At 40.1% G+C, this 19,465-nt stretch carries 25 protein-coding genes; 4 read left to right on the forward strand and 21 right to left on the reverse strand.

Annotation, left to right across the window (positions count from 1 at the left end; genetic code table 11):
- The 20 genes from AACW45_RS35335 to AACW45_RS35430 all read right to left on the reverse strand — a co-directional run.
- Nucleotides 1-278: hypothetical protein (locus tag AACW45_RS35335; RefSeq protein ID WP_190637832.1), on the reverse strand; the 278-nt coding region annotated here is incomplete at its 3' end.
- Nucleotides 260-433, reverse strand: coding sequence for a hypothetical protein (locus AACW45_RS35340; RefSeq protein WP_190637834.1), 174 nt, complete (start codon nt 431-433; stop codon nt 260-262). The genes AACW45_RS35340 and AACW45_RS35335, both read right to left, overlap by 19 nt.
- 41 nt (nt 434-474) lie before the next feature.
- Nucleotides 475-1,146, reverse strand: a complete 672-nt coding sequence (locus tag AACW45_RS35345) for a hypothetical protein (RefSeq protein ID WP_190637836.1) — start codon at nt 1,144-1,146, stop codon at nt 475-477.
- Nucleotides 1,147-1,148: 2 nt separating this feature from the next.
- Nucleotides 1,149-1,550 carry a hypothetical protein gene (locus tag AACW45_RS35350; protein ID WP_190637838.1) on the reverse strand — a complete coding sequence of 134 codons (402 nt, stop codon included), beginning with the start codon at nt 1,548-1,550 and terminating at the stop codon, nt 1,149-1,151.
- Nucleotides 1,499-2,011 carry a hypothetical protein gene (locus AACW45_RS35355; RefSeq protein ID WP_190637840.1) on the reverse strand — a complete coding sequence of 171 codons (513 nt, stop codon included), beginning with the start codon at nt 2,009-2,011 and terminating at the stop codon, nt 1,499-1,501. The genes AACW45_RS35350 and AACW45_RS35355 overlap by 52 nt, the downstream gene beginning before the upstream one ends.
- Complete coding sequence (locus AACW45_RS35360; protein WP_190637842.1) at nt 1,977-2,501, reverse strand: hypothetical protein; 525 nt, start codon at nt 2,499-2,501, stop codon at nt 1,977-1,979. Before AACW45_RS35360 ends, AACW45_RS35355 begins: the two co-directional genes overlap by 35 nt.
- 206 nt (nt 2,502-2,707) lie before the next feature.
- On the reverse strand, nt 2,708-2,953 hold the full coding sequence (locus AACW45_RS35365) for a hypothetical protein (protein ID WP_190637844.1): 246 nt from the start codon (nt 2,951-2,953) through the stop codon (nt 2,708-2,710).
- A gap of 916 nt (nt 2,954-3,869) precedes the next feature.
- Nucleotides 3,870-4,139 carry a hypothetical protein gene (locus AACW45_RS35370; protein WP_096578379.1) on the reverse strand — a complete coding sequence of 90 codons (270 nt, stop codon included), beginning with the start codon at nt 4,137-4,139 and terminating at the stop codon, nt 3,870-3,872.
- 133 nt (nt 4,140-4,272) lie between these two features.
- The gene (locus AACW45_RS35375) at nt 4,273-4,641 is read right to left on the reverse strand and encodes a hypothetical protein (protein ID WP_190637847.1); all 369 of its coding nucleotides are present in this window, start codon (nt 4,639-4,641) and stop codon (nt 4,273-4,275) included.
- Between the two features lie 257 nt (nt 4,642-4,898).
- A complete protein-coding gene (locus AACW45_RS35380) occupies nt 4,899-6,518 on the reverse strand; it encodes an AAA family ATPase (protein ID WP_190637849.1) in 1,620 nt (539 codons plus the stop codon).
- Nucleotides 6,519-6,590: 72 nt separating this feature from the next.
- The gene (locus AACW45_RS35385) at nt 6,591-6,794 is read right to left on the reverse strand and encodes a DUF2997 domain-containing protein (RefSeq protein WP_190637851.1); all 204 of its coding nucleotides are present in this window, start codon (nt 6,792-6,794) and stop codon (nt 6,591-6,593) included.
- A 3-nt stretch (nt 6,795-6,797) separates the two neighbouring features.
- Nucleotides 6,798-7,247: a DUF1257 domain-containing protein gene (locus tag AACW45_RS35390; RefSeq protein WP_190637853.1), complete on the reverse strand. Its 450-nt coding sequence runs from the start codon at nt 7,245-7,247 to the stop codon at nt 6,798-6,800.
- 36 nt (nt 7,248-7,283) lie between these two features.
- Entirely contained in the window at nt 7,284-8,354 is a 1,071-nt protein-coding gene (locus AACW45_RS35395; protein ID WP_190637856.1) for a hypothetical protein, read from the reverse strand.
- Between the two features lie 64 nt (nt 8,355-8,418).
- Entirely contained in the window at nt 8,419-8,715 is a 297-nt protein-coding gene (locus AACW45_RS35400) for a hypothetical protein (RefSeq protein ID WP_190637858.1), read from the reverse strand.
- 39 nt (nt 8,716-8,754) lie between these two features.
- A complete protein-coding gene (locus tag AACW45_RS35405) occupies nt 8,755-8,973 on the reverse strand; it encodes a hypothetical protein (RefSeq protein WP_190637860.1) in 219 nt (72 codons plus the stop codon).
- 98 nt (nt 8,974-9,071) lie between these two features.
- Nucleotides 9,072-9,953 (reverse strand): hypothetical protein, encoded by an 882-nt coding sequence (locus tag AACW45_RS35410; RefSeq protein ID WP_190637862.1) that lies wholly within the window; start codon nt 9,951-9,953, stop codon nt 9,072-9,074.
- 97 nt (nt 9,954-10,050) lie between these two features.
- Nucleotides 10,051-10,905, reverse strand: coding sequence for a hypothetical protein (locus AACW45_RS35415; protein WP_199331310.1), 855 nt, complete (start codon nt 10,903-10,905; stop codon nt 10,051-10,053).
- Between the two features lie 2 nt (nt 10,906-10,907).
- Nucleotides 10,908-11,171: a hypothetical protein gene (locus AACW45_RS35420; RefSeq protein WP_190637864.1), complete on the reverse strand. Its 264-nt coding sequence runs from the start codon at nt 11,169-11,171 to the stop codon at nt 10,908-10,910.
- A 300-nt stretch (nt 11,172-11,471) separates the two neighbouring features.
- Nucleotides 11,472-12,173, reverse strand: coding sequence for a hypothetical protein (locus tag AACW45_RS35425; protein WP_190637866.1), 702 nt, complete (start codon nt 12,171-12,173; stop codon nt 11,472-11,474).
- 561 nt (nt 12,174-12,734) lie between these two features.
- The gene (locus AACW45_RS35430; protein ID WP_242045749.1) at nt 12,735-13,058 is read right to left on the reverse strand and encodes an XRE family transcriptional regulator; all 324 of its coding nucleotides are present in this window, start codon (nt 13,056-13,058) and stop codon (nt 12,735-12,737) included.
- A 285-nt stretch (nt 13,059-13,343) separates the two neighbouring features.
- On the opposite strand from AACW45_RS35430, the gene AACW45_RS35435 reads away from it, so the two are divergent.
- Nucleotides 13,344-13,706, forward strand: a complete 363-nt coding sequence (locus AACW45_RS35435) for a hypothetical protein (RefSeq protein ID WP_190637876.1) — start codon at nt 13,344-13,346, stop codon at nt 13,704-13,706.
- A 549-nt stretch (nt 13,707-14,255) separates the two neighbouring features.
- Nucleotides 14,256-14,987 (forward strand): helix-turn-helix domain-containing protein, encoded by a 732-nt coding sequence (locus AACW45_RS35440; RefSeq protein WP_190637869.1) that lies wholly within the window; start codon nt 14,256-14,258, stop codon nt 14,985-14,987.
- On the opposite strand, the gene AACW45_RS35445 is transcribed toward AACW45_RS35440, so the two are convergent.
- Nucleotides 14,984-16,714 carry an NB-ARC domain-containing protein gene (locus tag AACW45_RS35445; protein WP_242045751.1) on the reverse strand — a complete coding sequence of 577 codons (1,731 nt, stop codon included), beginning with the start codon at nt 16,712-16,714 and terminating at the stop codon, nt 14,984-14,986. The genes AACW45_RS35440 and AACW45_RS35445 overlap by 4 nt on opposite strands.
- A 300-nt stretch (nt 16,715-17,014) precedes the next feature.
- On the opposite strand from AACW45_RS35445, the gene AACW45_RS35450 reads away from it, so the two are divergent.
- Both AACW45_RS35450 and AACW45_RS35455 read left to right on the forward strand, forming a co-directional pair.
- Complete coding sequence (locus AACW45_RS35450; protein ID WP_190637871.1) at nt 17,015-18,343, forward strand: S8 family peptidase; 1,329 nt, start codon at nt 17,015-17,017, stop codon at nt 18,341-18,343.
- Between the two features lie 7 nt (nt 18,344-18,350).
- A partial coding sequence (locus AACW45_RS35455) for a hypothetical protein (RefSeq protein WP_199331311.1) occupies nt 18,351-19,465 on the forward strand: 1,115 nt, incomplete at its 3' end.

The following is a 19,465-nucleotide window of genomic DNA, read 5'->3' on the forward strand; positions in this document are numbered from 1 at the left end:
GCATCCTCATTTTCACGCTTTCTTTGGGCAGCGGACGAGAGAAATTGCAGTTGTTCTTCTGCTTGAGTATCTTTCAAAGCAGCTAGCATATCCTCACATCGTTCTTTATCTTGGTAATATTTCTCTAGCTTTCTCAGTTCAATACCCGCATAACTGGCCAAAGCGATCGCCACAATATTTGCGGGTGTGAACAGCTTGAGGTTTTTCGGGTTAGCCGATAAAGTTAGCACTAAAGCAGCCAAACCACTGGTGGCAATTTTTAACCAGCAAAGTAACATTTCATCCACCCAAAAGCTAATCCAATAGCAATAACTTGTAAAAGCATGGAGTTATCAGTTTTCCCCTTGGAATAGGTGATGACTGCTGCTACTCCTATAACTAGAAATGACCAGGGTAATAAACTAATTAATTGTGCGAGGGCTGATGCTACCAAAAAACTGCATATACTCCTTAAAAGCCGACAAATTTGTGACATTACCCCACCTTTTGAATTCGTTGCGTAATCCCAACAGATGCACCTTCATATCTGGCTTCTCTCAATTGGCGGAATCTATCAACTAAAGAAGCTGTTTGTTCTTCGTAAGGAGTTGGTTCTTTCTTAGTAGTTTCAGTATTCAGTTTTTCTTGTTTTTTTGCCTTTCCTTCTGAGTACTGTGAGGCAATTCGTCCCAAACTGATTTCTAAATCATCCTGTACACTAGCGATCGCGGAACGAGAACCACCTACAATAAGTCTAAATTTTGATTCTAAATTAGCTAAAGATGTCCCCAAAGACTTTTCTAATTCGGCTTGTTGCACTCTCGCCTCAGCTACATTTTCACTAACTTCTGCTTGCTTTTCTCTGACTTTATACAGAGCTTTGAGATAGCGACTAATAGCTGTTGAGTATTCAGTCCAGTTTTTCGCTTGGAACTCTGCTCCTTTGGCTTTTTCTACTGCCGAAGCTACATCTTCTTCGGTCAAATCACCAAAGACTTTAATGTCAACAGGCAACATATCAGCAATGCGTTGAGCATTATCCCACACAGCTGATTCCAAACCAAAATGAGAATCACCGAAGACAATCGCCTTACTAACATCACCACTTAAGTCTGACAGACTCAATGCGCCATTTTTTTGTGGTTCTGGGGGTTTTGCTTTTGGCATGACTAACTCACATTAATTAATGAATCGCAAGGTTGATATTCTACAAATACATCGTCTTGAAACTCCGTCCATGCTCCATTTAGTGGGCGAAAATACCGAAAATTTTCTTCTAACTTGATTTCTAAATTAATATCAGGGAAGGTAACAAGATTATCCTTTTGGATGAATCTAATTAATTCAGTATCTATGCCTACTTTCATCCCCAAATGTAAAGTTATTCCTAGTTTTTTGTATTGCTGCCAATAATAAGAAAATTCCTTTTTATCTAGAAAATTGACATTGATTTTAGGAATACCATTCTCAAATACCAGGGCAAATATCCCCAAGGCGGGGTAGTGAATTTTAGCTATTCCTAAGTTGTTTTCGTAGCACCAGTATGCTCGGTGGAAGTAGGCTGTTTGCAAAACCTTTGCTCCAATTTTTTAATCAACATCTTTGCTAATGACTGCCAAACTAATGACCATGCACGACCGTTTTTAACTCTTAATTGAGCAGCTAAAATATCAGCCTGCGAGGGAATGATGTTGCCATACCTTTCTAAGTTGTTAATTGCCTGTTGGAAGCTAACGACTTCATCAGCAGTTGGTGGTAGATCTGGGGCGACGGCGGCTGTTAATCTCTCCATCACCCCGCTGAGTGTTGCTGATTCCAGCTTGATCTTCTCCAACTCCTGCGACATCACCTCAATTGCTGCCAAATTTGATTGAGCGATCGCATTTTGGAACTCTAACAATTGGTTTTCGATTTGGCGCTGTACTTCTGCACTAATGATTTCGGTGATGTGGGCAAATCCTTTGCCCTGATTTACCGTATCGATAAATTCTTTTACTTCAGCCGATACTGGGGATGCACTCGAATTGTCCATCGGATAAATCCCTCCACTGCAATTTCACACCAATACGAGATGCAAACTCATTAATAGTTTGTTTCATTGTTTCATAAGGCAGATAATCACAGCTATCAATAAGTTGGGGTAATTCCACATCAATAAAGTGCTGTTGTGTTACAGCTTTTTGTTGAGCCTTTTTTTGGACTATCTTGGCTCTGGCTTGCTGTTTCCCCTCTTCATGCGCTATTTCAATAGCTTCTAATCTAGCTAGTTCTAGTGCTTCTGCAATTTGACGTTCTTTATCCTTCAACTGAAGAATGACCTGTTTATCTTGTACTAACCTTTGAATGATTGCCATTCTTAAATCAAAGTCAAAGGCAATCTCTAACTCCTCAATAGCCTGTGCTGAAGCTTGTTGATTATGAGTAGTAATGTCGGTTTTTTTACTTCTAGTAATTGCCTGCGATGAAGTCTGTACTGATGTCTCTTCTGTTGGTACTGTTAATTCCGAGCCTCTACGCGCCATAATTGTTTATTCCTTAGCAATAATTACAGTATTCTCCACACAACACAAAATTAATTGTGAAAGCTAAAACATTGTTGAATAAATCTAGTAATTGAATCATGCCACTCCTAAGCAAATTTTAGATTTTAAATTTTGGAGTGTAGACTTTCTTGCTTTGGGCGTAACAAGCTCCCGCTAATCGCTCCCATTGATACCATGTGCGATCGCTAATTTCCGCTGATCGGATCTTCTGACAAATGTTTCTCAGATTGGTTGATTGGCTTATCCAATCCTCTAGTACTACTGGCATGGTTAACACTTTGCAAAATTAAAGTGGCTGTCAATATTGAGAGAGTAATTGCGATAATGGCTGCACAAAATTCTAACAATCCTGATGAATTTCTTTCTTCTGTTTCTATTGTTTCAGTTGCACCATCAAGAGATGTTTTTGTATATTTCTTTCTCCTGTACACATTGTCTTTCCTTTTATTAGGTCAGAATCTAAAATTTGTGGGTGTAAGGGTGTAAGGGTTTGGGGGTGTAGGGAGAACTCAACAGAGTTTTTGACTAATTTATATCTTAATTCTCTGCTTAATTTTTTCCCTGACACCCCTATATCCATACACCCCTACACCCTTGTTTCTTATTCTTTTACACATTGTGATATCTCCGTATATATGGATACTTGTATTTGTTAACTGAATACTACACCTGCACTCAAATTGAAAAAAATTGTACTTAAATTGGGGATTTAAGAATGGATTTATGTACAATCAGCTTCCTAACAATCTGTTTAACCCCTACTAGCTAAAGGTTTAGATGTTGTAGTGTTGCCGTATTACTCCTATCTATGGTTTTTTGGGGAATTCTACAAGCTTATTTTTGGCAAATTCAGCAGGACAAATCTAGTTTGTTATTAAGGGCAAAACTCTTTAAATGCTTGTAATAACACTGTAGTAAGCTGTAATGAGGATTAAATCAGCAGTTCACTTTTTCAAAAGACTTACTACACAAACTGGTTTTTGGGATACTGAGTCTCTATGTATTTTTTGTAATGCTGCTAATCTGGCATTTATTTCAACTCCATATATTTGAAATGTTTGGTCTAGTTCTTGATGAGTCATTTGACGAAAGCACGATATGCTATTTCTCCCGTGTTTTAGCCCCAGGTATATTTGCAGCTCTAATACTTGTCGGAACTGCTCCCAGTTGAGGTACTTGTTGCCAAACAAATCTAAAGCTTTTAAATACTTATTTATGGTGTCTCTAGATTGAATTTTTAATAAATTGCGGCATTGTTTAATGGTTATTATCTCCATTTTCAGGTCTAACTGTTGAACTGTTTAAATCCTAAATTACCCGTCCTTTTGTGGGCAATAGAAGTTTGGATTATTGGGGAGTTTCCTGATTTTGGGAAATTAATGCTCGCGTTAGCACCGCGATCGCCCAATCAGGACAATCACTATAAAACCAGTTTTTTACAGTTTTCAATTCTGGTGGATTTACACCAGTACCATCAAAAAAAGTTTTTAAATGCTCTCTAATTAATGTTGCGCCAACAGAGACATACTCATATTCTCCTGGGGAGATTGAGCAACCCCTTTGATTAATCAGGGCTTGTGCAAATTTATCTATCTTTTTTAACTTGCGTCGTGTCATGGATGCCCTCTATAGCCTATCTGTAGTGGGTGAAAGCCTTTTGTAGTGACACACTCTCTGGCTAATATTTTAAGCAATTTCCAATAGTTAACCTTGAAACAACAAAACAAATGTCTATTTAACTTTGAGCGTTTTAGATACTTAAATTTTCGTAATCTGGGCAAGTAGTCTCATCTACTCCATACGGATAGATAGCACAAACCAACTTTACTCCTCCATATTCAAGTCCGTGAAAATTTCGGCAACCTCTACAAGCTTTTGGTATTGCCTTAAGCCTTTGATTTAAAGTTCTGTTGATTTCTTCTTCGGTTTGATTTTTCAATAAACGGTCTAAGGCTATTGCTTGCAATCCAATTCCCCCTAACATTAGAGATAAACCGGAAAACCAACTTTTTGCGCCTGACCCAGCAATTGCTCCTTGAACACCAATTATGCCTCCGATAACTATTACTACGGCTCCTGATGTTGCCACAAAAATATTCAAATACTTAATCTTTGACATATTTTTCTCTCCATAATTATTGCTAGATTAATTAATGAACAGGTGAACATTTGTCAATCAGATATTCACCTGTAATCAAACATTGCTTGACGGCAATTTGGGCATTGTATTCTTGCCCAGTGTTGAAGAAAATGCCATATCGATTATTGGGCTATTAATTGATCGCTAGGGTGATCGCAACAAGATTAGTTCTGCTAGTTTGAAAGCTCAAAAAATCGATATTACTGTTTGAGATGATGTTCACCGCTTACTGTTAATTAATTCAAATTGCGGAATCGAGCAGTCTTGAGAGATTTGGTCGTTACTGCGATCGCACTCGAAGCCGGTCGCGCCGCCTTTGCCCAATCGCGCATCCGTTCTACAGCCGCCGCATCTTGTATAGCCAGCGGTGTGATAGAGTTTCGACAAGTTTCCAAGTCCCCTAAAGTGACCTGTTGCGGTCGTCCTTCATCAAAAGCCAGTAGTGCGGCTTCGGCTGCTAGGGTTTCGAGTTCGGCCCCTGAGAACTTCACAGTGTTAGCGGCGATCGCTTCGAGATATTCATCCTCGACAGAGATACCGAATCTTTGGAGATGAATAGAGAGGATTTGGCTTCTCTCAGACTCAGTTGGTAAATCAACGAAGAATAATTCATCAAACCTGCCCTTTCTCTTGAGTTCACTTGGCAATGCTGATGGGTCATTACAGGTGGCCACAACGAAAACCCCAGTAGTACACTCACTCATGAATGTGAGGATATTGCCCAAAATGCGTTGGGAAACTCCACTTGTATCACCTTGACCAGACAAGGCTTTCTCAATTTCGTCCATCCATAAAATGCACGGGGCAATGACTTGTGCTGTCTTGAGTGCGCGGCGGACATTGCCCTCAGATTCACCGACTAAACTACCCAGCATTGATGCAATGTCTAGTTGCAGTAGCGGTAGATTGAGAATAGTAGCAATGTTTTTAGCAACTATTGATTTACCTGTTCCTGGTGGCCCTGCCAACAGAACACCTTTAGGCTGAGGTAGATGTAGCGATCTGGCTTCTTGTGTAAACAGTCGTCGCCGCCGTTGCAACCACTCACGCAATAAGTCAAGCCCACCGAATGGGATAGTTGCTGGCTTGCCCAACTCAATACCCATCTGTGCAAGTAGCCGAGTTTTGTATTTAACAACTAATGGCGTGACAGTAGCATCTATGACGATACCGTTGCGGTTCAAACGCTCTTTGACTGTTAAGCGGAGGAAGTCGCTAATTTCCTCTAGCGTCAACCCTAATGCTGCCCTTGCCAAAGTTTCTCTTTCTTCCGCAGCTAACGAAACTGTGAACTTTACTTCTTGCTCTTGTGCTGACTCCAACAAATATTCCAAATACGACTCTAAATGCTCCTGAATCTGCTCAATCAAGGGCAGTGGTACTTCACAGTAGGGAATGAGGCGTACCAAAGATTCATGTAGTTCGATGTTTTGTCCCAGAAAGATAATTCTTTTCTCAGTGGGTTTGAGTCGGTGGTAAAGATTTTTCACTCTGGTCAAAATATCCCACGATAGTTGAGGAGAGTTCTTAGCGATAAACGGGTGAACATCACCCAAAATAAATACACCAGCACCATCAAAGCTGTTGATGTAATCAAAGACAAATATCAGTGGATCAGCAAGAGGCGGTTTTTTGTACTCTGGCACTGGCTTGAATACCAGTCCGCCATCAACAGCAATCAGGCATTGCTCTAAGGTAGAAACTCCCAAGTTCCAGAAGTACACTGGTAGGGTGAGCTTTTCTTGAGCAGTCGTTGTTAGCCATTGAATGATTGTGGCTTCCTCTGGGGACAGCACTTCCAACGCCACAATCGGAATTTGCGAGTCCAGAGTGCTGAAAATATTGGATAGATTCATAGTTTTGAATTTTTTTGGTAGTTTGCAAGGGAGAATTTTGTTTTAGGGGAATGTGCTGATTCCCCATTTTTCTTATTGCTGTAGGCGTATTTGATGATTTGAGGTGATCCGTTGCTGTTGTGCTTCTGGCTTGAAGGAGCGGTCGCCTGCCACAACCCCCAAGGCTTCCTCAATTGGTTGAGTCGCTTCAATGCAGGCAAGCCCTTCAAATCCCTGGGCTTCTACCTTCACTTCCCCTGTAACTGAATTGAAATGTATGAGTATGGCTCGTTCCATGATTCATCTCCTGAGATATTGCTGTGTTTGTTGATGTGCGGCAAAAGTCAGCCGTAGGGTTTGCACCTGACCGTTGCTTTCTTCTGTGATGCTGCACTCCCCGAACTGCTCTTGTAGTTGGGCTGTTTTAGCACGAACCATCCGCTTACCATAAGCCTGCATTAACTGATGAGTAAAGAAGTTTTGCCCTAGCTTGGGAAGTGTCTCGTAGGCATCGTGGATTAATTGATATGCGCCATCTGTTGCATTCCATCGGAAGCCGATATCTGCACGGACTTTTAGCGTGTGGTTAGGGATAACAATCTCCGCACTTTGGCCCTCCTTATTACCGTAGTATCCTTTGAGTGGATGAGGTGTTTCGTAGACTTCGGGTGATAGCTTCAAATCTTGCAAAGCTTGCACTAAGCACTCACAGTTGGTGAGTTTTGTTTTCACTGTTGAGAAATGAGACATAATTTACCTCATGAAAAAGTTGAAAAGGTTTTTGATCTAACGAAATTTGAATGATTTAACAGTCGCTACTGTCAGCCCAACATCTTCACTGGTCAACTTTTGCAAGTTGCGTTGTTCAGAGAGTAGCTTGGAGTAGATTGCATCCATCTTCTGTTGCAACTGCGAGCGCCCATCTGACCCCAAATTCTTCGATTCAATTGTTGGGTCATTCACAATCGAATCCAAATGCTCCATCATCTGTTGCAGGCTGGTTCCTGCTTCTGGGCTTGCATTAGCTAGTAGTACGCGAACTTTTTTCAGGTGTTTTTCCATCTTGCGTTTGAACTGGACTGGCTTTCGCCCTGGCTCCCAATCAGCCAGTTCTTCAAGTAGTTGGGCTGCAAGTTCTTCACCACCAGCGATCGCCGCGGACTTTAATCTTTGCTCCAGGTTTTGGTCATACTGCTGGATGAACTGGGTGATTTGTTTTAGGCAATCGGCCTGTTGCTCGTTGAGCTGTTCAGATAGTGCTGGGATAATTACAGGTCTACCAATGACTACCTGCAAATAATCTTCTAGTTCTGACAATAGGGGAAAAGCCTTGAGTAAGTTCGTTTGAACTTCAGATTGCTTATCTGTTGGTAGTTGCCAAGCATTGAGAGAGAGAAAACTTTCAATACGTTCAATGTAATCTGCCAAGCCCTGCTCATAGTCGTCTTGTAACTGAGCGCGAAGAGTCGGAGCAATTGAATCCCGAATATTTAGTAGTTGACTCCAAACCAATGGTGCGAGGTCAATTGGACAAATCCAGTCACCATTGTCAGAATTCATCCATTCTTGGACTGAGGCTATTTCCTGTCTCAATTGACTGGCTGCTTCATCCAATGCTTTGAATACTTTGATTCCTTTCAAACCAACTTCTGAAGACTTAACTTTAATAAGATCCGATTGTGATTCACCCTCAGACTTTAAAACATCAGTCCATTTTGGAGCGTTACTTTTGGTGGTTTTCTTCAGTTGAATTTTGAAACGAATCCGGGTCTTATTAAGTTGAGAAAAGTTGTAATTTTCAACTACAGCATTTTGAAGAAATGCATCAACAGTAGGGTTTGGTATTGTTTGTACCATATTTAGTGACCATGATTAATTTTTGGTCTTAAGCGCAGCTTCAAGAAAATTAGTAATCCCATCCTTAGCTGTATACTTGGAGTGATAGGGATTTTCGCTTCAAATTACCGTGACCATCATCCCCATTAGTTGTAATGGTAGGCTGCTGTCTGCATTCCGAACGATTACATCTGAAATCCCAGTGATTAATTTGAGACTTAAGACGATGTTCTACCAGAACTATTTGGTTTTTATAAGTGGGGTTTTTACCACTGATCAAAAATGCATCTCCTAATGCATAAAAGCCAGTGAGTACATAATGTCGCTTGTCAATACCCATTAATGCATCCCAAGCTTGTTGAGTTTGTTGCTGTACATCCATATTGATTAACCTAAATCTTGGTAATTGCTCGTAACAAAGCTATTCATCTGGTTTCAAAACTTCCAAAGTTTGTGCAAGCGCCTGTATTGCATCTGCCAAACTCAAATCCCGTTTGCGCTCACATAAGAATTGATAAACTCGTGGGTTATGCTCTTGAAAATCTACCAGTAAATTGAAGATTTTCTCTAATTCTTCATGCACAGATTCTCTGGTTCGGCTGTCTAAGTACAGTGCTTTATCTAGAGTTTGTTCATTCATGATTTTCGGAGAATATAAAGAAGCGCTCTGTTAATAACAAAGCGCTTGGTGATTGATAGATTGTGGTAAGTTGCTACTAATATGTCTTCGGATTGCTGTCAAGTTGCAGCGAATCTTGTCAACAATTCTTCACGGCTTAATTGAATGCATAGAGGCGTAAATTCTTCTGGTGGTAACTGTAACAACCTATCAACTACTCTTGATAGCTCTTCATCTAAATTACCAAACCTGACTCTCAGTAAGTTCTCTACAACTTCACGTTGCCCTTTTTGCTTTGTAGTTTCTTCCCATTCTTGATATGCTTGTGACAAATTCATAATTAACTCCTGGTCATCTTGTGTGAGATTTTCCGGCTGTTGAATTGAAATAATTCGCCAATTGGTAATTAGTTTAAGAGTGTTTTGTCGTACTACGTTGTTATCGGGTAGTGCTAGTAATTCAGTGACAGCTTGGCGTTGAGTTTCTCCTTTACCTAAGAGCCTTAACCACAATGTTTCACTGGTTACTGGTAGCTGGTTAATCGCGACTATCGCCGTTCTCAACGAGTCAGCTAGAAAATAAACTCCAGCAGACCAATTGTCTAGCTCCAGTTTAGCGCCAAAACTGTTAAGCAAACTGGGAGAAGCTGATGGTGCTAGAATCCACAATGAAGCTAAATCATTTTCTGCTATGGTGGTCTGTTCTCGCTTAGCTTTCCGTTGTGAGTCTGCCATGACTGTAAAGACCTTCAGAAGACAGTTGCGTACTTCTGTCTTCGTTGGTTGATTGCGAAATGGTTCTAGCAGAGAAGTTCCTACAGCTATTCTGCCAAGTAACCCCAATGACTGTTGATTAGCTTGGGGTGTTGGTGAGGCAGAAAACAAAATATCTACTTGGCGAATTTCATCAGTTACTTCTCTGTTGACTTCCACCTTTCCTAAAGGCGAAAGTAACTCCTCCAAGAATTGCTTTGAAAATTGATCATAAGGCTTTCGAGTCATATTTTTAATCGGAGGTGTTTTGCATGTTAGGTGCTTAACTTTTGGTGCCAACTGAATAGTATTTGCCTATCCAAATGTGCATTTTTTCAAAAATTGTCTATACCATCTGTGCAACAGTCTGCTGTTGAACTTGCTGCATCCATGCTTTGATTGCTTGCAGTTCATCCAAGCCATCAACTACAGCATTAACTATGTTTTTCTGATAGGAATTACCAGCATGATTGGGGTGGTCAAACTTATCTGATGCCCAAGCAATGCACATTGTTTTTACAAGCTCATCAACTTTACTGTGATGAAGCTCGCTGGGACTACTAACATCTTGAAAATGTAACCATTCCTTGATTAAATCAAGTGGGTAATTAAGTAAAGTCCGAATTTGTTTTACCCGGAAATCTTGAGGATGTATTGCAGATGTTACAGTAGTTTGCTTTGGATTTGATTGCGGTTGTACAGATTGAACATAATCGACGGAATCTGAAGTTGGAGTTAACTGAGATTGAACATCATGAATAATTGTTACCCAATCAGCGTTAGGATTCCATTCCCTACGAATACGGGTTTTAGTTAAAGCGTCATAAAGATTGCAGAAAACTGAATTTTCATCACCAGGAGTAGCAACAATGATTAAAGGCTGAGTAAAATCTTTCACAACAGATGCAGCTAACAAGAATGATTTGGCAAAGTTGGTTTCAATCCCACTGCGGACGATATAAATTTCATCAGCTTGGACAACAATATCTAATTTTAAATTGTCCTTGCCTTTGAAATCTTTATCTGTTAGTCTTAGCTCTGATACATAACCTGTTAATGCTCTTTGGCTGACAGGAATCTTTTTATCTTGTTCAATTTCGCAGTTATACCAAGCGTAAATCCGACCATCAACCTCTAATTTCTTCACATACAGATAAATTGGCTGTGGTGGATTACCTAATCCAAGTTTAATTTCCGGCATAATTAAAAATCATCCAGTTCAGTTTCAGATTTAGCTGACTGTTTTTGCATCTTGACTTTATTCATCTTGTGAATTGATTCTTGAATTACAGGCCTTGCAGCTTCTTTAACAGAGGCTTTGGCTTGTTGATATAAAAACTGAGTCACACCTTCTGCATCTTCTTCTGGGTCGATTTGTGCCCATAATGAGCAACCCAATTCCAATGATTCGTAGTCACCTAAGTTAAATTTTCTGTGATAGGTGACAGCAATAGTTTTAATATCCATTAGGTTTTTAAACTCTCAAAGATGAAGTTTAGTGTTGCAGTTTGTTTCTGACTTTTATGGATTAACTTTTTTGAGTTATTGCAACTATTCCCTCATACAGCAAGTGGCGGGAGAGTTTTTTCTGATTAAGGTGCTTATTTCAAAGCACTCTCCTCATGTATTTAGCTGCCATTTGTGATATCGCCGAAGCTGAACGCAAATCAGCGAGCTTTACTTCTTAATTTAGGACTTCTCACGTCCGGCTTATTATGCTGATATTGAGGTGGTGGGCGCATTGTGCCCACCATATTCTCTCTTAAACTACGCGGTTAACACCATACTGTCTGGAAGTGGCTGATACTCCATCAGCCGCTTCCATTCCTCGCTTGTTAGTTGATCAAACGGTTTATCCAACAATTCCTCGCAAGACCTAGTTTCGAGATTAGGCAATACTTCGACCATCGACAATGACCACACGGCATCGAATGCAGAATCACAGGGCACTTGCTGCTGATGCTCTGATGATGCTCTTCTCACCCACCAGCGACCATCAGTACATCCGGCTGAACCTAGCTTTTTATCATTGTTGTAGATACCGTCATCGAGGAGTTCAAAGCCAAATTTCTCACATTCCACAGCAATTTGTGCCATCACTTCGTTACCAGTGGTATTGGCTGGGGCTTTTTGCTTTTGTACAGGCAAAGTGCCTTGCTTGTAGTGCCAAGCAATGTGGTTGTGGCACTTTGCCCAGGTGTCTGCACGATGTTCTTCTGTTGAGTTCACGATTATCACCCAGCGTTGGGTCACGAAGTCATCGTGATCATAGGTGATGCTGGCTATCATTTTCTCGCCAACGTAAATTTCATAGTCGTAGCAGCTGATTTCGATAACGGTGAATTCTTCAGGTGCTAAAACTTCACCCTGTTGTGTGATGTGCTGCTCTAGTTGGGCTTGAGCGCTTAGTTGTTCGTCAACAGCGAAAGAAGCGAAAATTGCTTGCTGTGCAGGTGTTTTGTAGGTCATAATAGATATTCCTTTGATAAAAGGGTAAAAGGCGATCGCTGAGTTTTCCAGACATGGGCGATCGCCTTTGTTTTTGAAGCACAAAAGAGCGCTGTACAAATGAAACGCTCTCACAACAAAATCAGCGAAGCTGTAAAAATCTTTGGATTCTAGAAGTAGATTCGATAAATAACCAATTTTTTAGACTTAGTTAGGTCATCGGAATCATCTCCGGCGGCTTGAGCATTACAAGTTTGGCTTCCGGCTGCTAGTCCCGGTGTCATTGGGTTTTGGAATTCAAGAGTCAGGAGTCAGGAGCCAGAATTCAGAATTCTCTTGCTTGTATTCTGTGCGACTGGTGAGGCAGTCCGTTGGTGGGGTTCTCCCGCTTAAAGGAACTGCCACCCGTAGGGCGAATAAACGGCGTTTTTGCACTCCCACCAAATTGAAAATTTGCTGGTCTTCTCCCAAGGGGAGACGTACTCGCGTTCAATCAGTCGCAGGTTTAAATCCCCAACTGATTGATTCTGACTCCTGACTCCTGACTTCTTCTTGCTCTCCTTAACAACTATAGTGCAACCTTTAGTTGCATTTGTCAACCCCTAATTGCACAATTTTGGTTTCTTTCAAACACAGTAATTCAGCCAAAGTACAGCCAAATACTTTACATAAGCCAGTAACAAGTTCAGGGGAAGCACTTTTGACCTCTGTGAAGGTTTCCATGCGGTTCAAATATTGCCGAGACATATCTACGTCATATTCAGCAAGCTTTTTAGATAAAGTTACTAATGGCATATCACCACGCAATGAGCGCATTTTCTGCCCGCGCTCCTTTGTCCATCTAATAGATCCCACTTCAGTTAGTGGTAACATTACAACCTCTTCTATCTGTTCTTGGCTAGCCATATTATGCAATCTTTAGTTGACAAAAACAAGACTCAAGTGCAACTATTAGTATCAAGGAAAAAGTGGGAATTATTACCAGATGACAAGTTCATTAAGTTTAGACCTGTGAGATTCTAGTGGAAGGAGTATATGGTGTAGAGAATTTTTGAAGCTACAGACTGTACCCTTGAACTGTTATTGTCTACTTCCTAATCCTTATATTCAACATTGTTTTATGATCGTACAGTCACCACAGATTCTTTAACAAGTCAGCCAAATTACCAAGCAATTGCTAGGAGGATTGTAATGCCTAACTGGAGTGCAATTGAAACTAGTTTTTTACATCTAACCCAGCCACAGCAATTAGGGGAATTGGCAGCCTGTTTAGCAAGGCTCAAATCTTGGGTAAAAAATAGTGCAAAGGGCGAAATAGTTCCAGTATTGTTAGAAGAGAGCTTGTTGTATTTGTCTTTGATACAGCAAAACAGTGAAGTTAATTATGTTGAATTAAATCAACTAATAGAGGTATTACAAGATTGGAAACTCAATTGGGTCAACAGTTGGAGCGAATCGACCCAAAGCGCAAATATGGCAGATTGTGCATCTACTTGGTCAGTGCGAGTATTAGATATGTCTGGTTTGCTGACAAATCAATCCATAAGCGCATAGAAATTCAAGAACTTAAAAAAGAGAAAGAAACACAAAAACAAAGAGTAGCAGCAAATCTAGACATAATTGAGCTGCTCTAATACTAAATTAGTAAGTTATACCAAAGAAAAATCCGAAGATAGCACCTAATAATGCACATATCTGTATGACTTTTGTTGGCTCTATGTATTTATTCGTGTATTGATATACCCCAGAATCTGGGCTGACAAAAGATAAAAATGTATACAGCAAGAAATAAAATATTGTGGGAGTCAGACCTCCTAGAAGAAATCCGTAAACAGCCCAAGCCAATCCAAAAAAAAACAGATGTCATTATTTCTGTCTGTATTATTTAGAGTACTTATACTTATTTACCATAAAAAGAAGCAAGAATAGGCTCAATGGCTGAATCATGAGATGATTTCGCCCAATGTGAAACGAGTATTCAATGGTTTCAACCACTAATACCAATTCGCACAAATGGAACGTCTATGCTCTTCCAGAAATTAAATTAGTAAACGCTTGATTAGTTTAATATGCTGAATAGGTTGTTTGTAGAAAGAGTAACTTATGACAATAAAACAACAGCAAGAAATTAGAGAATTACGGGCATTAAATTTAACAGCCAAACAAATAGCTCGAAAATTAGGTATTAAAATATCAGAAGTAAATGCAGTAATTCAGAATCAAGCACAACAAACCGCATTAGATAGATTAGCTTCAGGTGAACTAGACCCAGTATATCAGTGTTTAGCAAGTGAGAATCTGACTCAATTAATACCAAAAAACTCACTAGAAAACAGCATCAAAAATCTACCAGAAAAAATTTTACCTGTGCAGGTAAATGACGAAATCGAGCGCGGTTTAGGATTAGTGGTGATTGCAAGAGTTACTCGACATAATCAAATCACCCTTTGTAGTTATCTTTTAGATGTCTGGTGTTTAGGTATTAAAGATACCATCCCACCACGTACATTAGACAGAAGAGAATTTCAAGAATTTGTACAAGTCCTATTTGAGCCATTTTCTGGAAAGCCACAAGAGGTGACGCTGGAAATTGCTCAAGGAATGATATTTAGTGCTTGCTCATACGCTCTAAGCTTAGGATTTCAACCACACAAAGACTTTGAAAAATCACGTTCGCACATCGGCAACTGGGATGGCACCGTTCGTATTGAATGTGGCCGTAATGGAAAACCATGCTATGTTAGTGGCCCCTATGACAACTCCAAAAAAATCGTTGAAACACTCAAAAAAAGCAGGGGTGATGGTAATTTTGAGTTTATGATTGGTATGTATTAAAGAAAATTAGCGCATTGAAAATTGATGTGCTGTAGTGTCTTTCCCTGGAAATCTGCGTGTCGGATTTTTAAACGAGAAAAGTCATAGCTAGTTAGGTCGATTTGCAGGTACAGACACAGGTTGATAAAGTTACCCACACCATAACCAAAAACTGACTCCGGAGCGCAACGCAATGCTGATAAGATGGATTGCAGATGATGCTCTAGTTGTTCAGAACTATGATGAAATGCGGCTTGTAGTTGTTCAATAAATGGGTGCAAAATTAATCGAATTTGAGTTTCGCGGATACAATCTAAAACGGTTGTTTTTACAAGTGCATAATGGTTTAAGGATGATGTCTGAATTATTAACAATTCAGTGGCAAGCTTGTGAATTAAACAATCTGTGACATATTCCATAATCGCGGGCTGTTGGCTATATGCGCCTGATCGCTTTTCAATAAAGCTGCGCCATGTAAGTGATTCCAGTGACTCCAGCAGATTAGCGCGAGAAACTGTAGGGACGATATCGGCTTGCAGTTGGGCAATTGTAGTCCATTCTCGATTAATCGCCAACCAATACATGATTGTCTGCTCTAGAGATGACAAACGTTCAAATTGCTGATTTAACAAGCGGCGAATTCCATTAAGTATTAGTGTTTCTGTTTGTAAAAAGGTGGTAATTTCTCCATCAAACAAACTCTGAATGGATGTGGCAACCATTTTCAATACCAGTGGATTGGAACGATACAACTCACAAAGGTGCCGTTTTTGAGCCTCATTTCCCACTAATCCCTTAGCGTCCATTAATGCCAGTGATGCTTCCCAGGAACCTTGCAAAAATAGCGATCGCACTGCGCCATTCCCATCTTCAAATATGCCAACTTCTGTTGATTTCTCTCGACTAGTCAGGAGGATACAACTTTGGTGGCTCGCTTCTGCCAGTAACTGAAACAATTCACCATAGTTGCAAAAATTGGGCTGGTAGTTGCCAGCAAGCTGGCCTGGTTGTAAAAGAGTATCTTGATGATCCAGAATTACTAGACAGCGATGGGTTTGCAGCCAGTACAGCAACTGTTCTGGTTTTGCCTGGATGTTTTGCTGCTGGGAAAGGAAGGATACCAGTTCAGCCAACAAAGTTTCTAAGGGTGGGGCGTTACGGAGACTGCGCCAAATCACAAATTCAAAGTCTGCTTGTAGCAATTGAGAGACTTTGGCAGCTAAAGCACTTTTACCAATACCGCCCATTCCCACCAGCGCAATCAGGCGAGAGCGTTCTTCTAAAATCCATTTTTGTAAAATGGCTAATTCTGTGGTGCGCCCACAAAACTTGGAAACATCGGGTGCCATACCCAAATTTACAATCGTTTCTATGTGCGGCGATTCTGCTATGACCCGAGTTTTATATAATTTATCTGGGTAAAATAATTGAGCGTTCTCTTTTATGGTGGGCTGATCCGATTCAAGGCTTTTTGAGTAAAGCGGTTGACGATAATCACCAGGTTCTAGTGTCAGGTTAAACGCACTAAAGTAGCGTGTTAGAGTTCGTAGATCTACACCAGCTTTGCAAACGTGAATTTTACTGAGGGTATGAGGTGATAGTCCTGTATATTCACTCAGTGTTTCCAAAGTATAAGCCTGTGTGCAGCTGTTTGAGAACTTTGCCTTTAATTTTGATGCTTCTAACTTCTGCAATCCTTGGTTAGTGAGAATTGCTGTCTTCCGGTAGCGTTTTTGAGCTTGAGGCATCGCAGAGGCTTAATTATGGGAATAAGGTTTATTAATGCAGAATATATAAAAATATTCCGTAAAAATAGTTAAATTTGGAATTTTTACATAAAAATTAATATAATAATCAGTAATATTACTGAAGTGTTGGCTACGCTACTCTGTATAGAGATTGCGGCTTAAAAGCCTAAAGTTGCCTGCTTAAAATCGCAAACTTCGATTGTGTTGTCAAAGCTGAAGTGGATCAATAGTATTTAAATCTTTGCAAATGTCCGTGTTCTTTGGGCTAGTGATGTTTGCTGTCCTTGATAAAGCTCGATTATGAAACCCCATATAAAAATCAAAATCAGACAAGGGGTTGCGATCGCACCACTTCCCCACTGGCAGGAACTGTTGGAAGATCGCATGATTGCGAATACGCACCTCCACCCCCATATCGACAGTCTTTTGGCAAAATATGATTTGCCTGTCTGGGCAACTCAGGAGTATCGCCCTGCTGCCAAGGATTGGGATGCGGCAGAGTTAGCCAGTGGACTCGATCGCATTTATCGGCTGATTTTGCAGCAGGAACGAGCGATTCCAGATCGTTTGATCGAAGAGTTATCACACGTACCTATTGTAGAAGAGGTGCAGATAGGAGCGATCGCCCAGGCGGATTTACCCAAATTATTGCCCCAGCAAAGGCGTACGACAACAGATGAGGGATCGCGTCGTGCTATCTCTTTAGAAGAAGCCCACATCTATTTAGAGGAAGCCCAACGTTATACCCAGAGCAACCAGAGCGATCCTCCAATTAAAGTAGCCGTACTGGATACAGGTATTACTTTGAGCCATCCGGAACTCCAGGATGCTCTGTTGCCAGGGTACGACTTTGTGGACATTATCGATGGGGCAGGAAAGTTTGTCGGTGATTATCTTGGCTACGATGATATACCAGATGATGAGGTAGGACATGGAACTCATGTAGCAGGAATAATTGCCGCTAAGGGAATTAACATGCCCTTGGGAGTAGTACCTAAGTGTAAGATTTTACCCGTGCGGGTGTTAGGAGCGATGGAACAGGGTGGTAAGCGGGTAGGAGCCGGTTTGGTGGACAACATCAATAGCGGCATTAAGTGGGCAATTGACAAGGGTGCAAATGTTATCAATATGAGTCTGGGAATTCAGCATACCGGGGGTAAGTTGCCTCACCAAGAAGTGGTCGATTATGCTCAACAGAAGGGAGTGACCATTGTGGCTGCATCAGGTAATAGCGGCAACAATCAACTCTATTATCCAGGTGCTTTACCTTACGTAATTACTGTTGGAGCGTTTGATGAAAGAGGTAAAGTTACTCATTTCTCAACCTATGGGAAACAAGTCGTTTTAACCGCTCCAGGAACTAATATCTACAGCACATATTTGGATAATAAATATGGTTTTTCGACCGGGACTTCTCATGCTTCCCCCTTTGTTGCTGGTGCAGTAGCTCTACTTAAATCTTACTCTCTCAAAAAGCGAGGATTTATTCTATCAGACAGCCAAATTAAACATATTCTCAAGCATAGTTCTGATAAATTTGATACTCGTTTTAAAAGTCATAAAGGGGGGTTTGGTAAGTTGAATTTGCGTGATGCTTTGGGATTACTAGATTATCAATTAAATAAATGAGTTGTTTATGCATAATGAAAATACGATAGTTGACGAGCATGACAATTCTGTTAGTAACGATAGAAAAATAAATCAAGGAAGTCATAAAATTGGTAACTTCCGAATCAATATTCGTCAAATACCTCCGGAAATCAAAGCCAAAATTACAAATTATAAGGATGGAAAAACTACTATTACTTTGATTCCTGATATTCCCATAACTCCTGCTCCACCAGAGCAGGGGGGAATTGATAAAATGATTGAATCAATCATAGTTTTACTAAGATTGGAGAATAAAAATACTTATCTTTTACAAAAAATAATTAATAATTTTGTTGTTTATATCAAACAACAGATCATAGACGAATTATCGATAAAAACTGACATCAATTGGCATAATCAAGAGATTTTACTATTATTGGAAAGGATATCTCTTGATGTAAATGAACTAAAAAATAGCATTTCAAAAATTACCCAAAAACCAGGAACAACTATGAACGAACCGTTACCGCCAGTTAATGCAGAGAATTTATCTCAAGAAGTAGCTGAATTAAAGAGTGAAATTCAAACACTCAAAACTCAAAATAATCAGCAACGAGGAGAAATTAATCAACTCAAACAGGATTTATCTAATCAAGTTCAAGAACGAAAAAACCAACATAATCAGCAACAAGAGGAGATTAACCAACTCAAGCAGGATTTATCTAACCAAGTTCAAGAACGAAAAAACCAACATAATCAGCAACAAGGGGAGATTAAACAACTCAAACAGGATTTATCTAATCAAGTTCAAAATCTACAAAACCAACATAATCAACAACAAGGGGAGATTAACCAACTCAAACAGGATTTATCTAATCAAGTTCAAAATCTACAAAACCAACATAATCAACAACAAGGGGAGATTAACCAACTCAAACAGGATTTATCTAATCAAGTTCAAAATCTACAAAACCAACATAATCAACAACAAGGGGAGATTAACCAACTCAAACAGGATTTATCTAATCAAGTTCAAGAACTAAAAAACCAACATAATCAGCAACAAGGGGAGATTAACCAACTCAAACAGGATTTATCTAATCAAGTTCAAGAACTAAAAAACCAACATAATCAGCAACAAGGGGAGATTAACCAACTCAA

The organism is Calothrix sp. FACHB-168 (assembly GCF_963889195.1).
Classification (GTDB): Bacteria; Cyanobacteriota; Cyanobacteriia; order Cyanobacteriales; family Nostocaceae; genus Aulosira; species Aulosira anomala_A.